This window comes from Mesorhizobium sp. M1006 (assembly GCF_040318825.1).
Classification (GTDB): domain Bacteria; phylum Pseudomonadota; class Alphaproteobacteria; order Rhizobiales; family Rhizobiaceae; genus Mesorhizobium.
Map to the genome: position 1 here is coordinate 1 of NZ_JAMYMZ010000167.1, position 577 is coordinate 577.

1 protein-coding gene is annotated in these 577 nt (G+C 62.0%); it reads right to left on the reverse strand.

What is annotated here, in order from left to right; genetic code table 11:
* The coding region (locus NKH60_RS35070) for a fumarate hydratase (protein ID WP_352875148.1) at positions 1–577 on the reverse strand (577 nt) is incomplete at both ends.

A 577-nucleotide genomic window follows, 5' to 3' on the forward strand; every position in this document is an offset into this window, starting at 1 on the left:
GCGCCGATGCCCAGCGCGTTAATCCGCTCATAAAGCTCAACCCGTAGTGCCTCCTCCGCGCTTGACGGCCCCCTGGCGATCAGTTCCGACATGTCGATGGGTTCGTTCATGGCCTCCTTGGCTAGCAGCATCGCCTTTTCAGCGCTGCCACCGATGCCGACCGAGATCAGGCCGGGGGGGCACCATCCGCTGCCGAGCGTCGAAACGGTGTCGACCACCCAGTCGGCAACGGACGCGCTGGGGTTCAGGGTGGTGAAACGCGCCTTGTTTTCCGATCCGCCCCCTTTTGCGGCGATGGTGATCTCAATCTGGTTGCCTTGCACAAGGTCGACGTGGATGACCGCTGGCGTGTTGTCACGCGTGTTCACCCGCCCGGCAAGCGGATCCGCAACGATCGATGGTCGAAGGGGATTGTAGGGGTCGAGATATGCTTGGCGAACGCCCTCATTGACGAGGTCGGCGAAACTGGCCGTTGATTTGATGCGGACGCCCATGCCGACCTTTGCAAAGACCACCACAAGACCGGTATCCTGACAGATCGGGCGCCGTCCGAAGGCCGCCATGCGAGAGTTCAGCA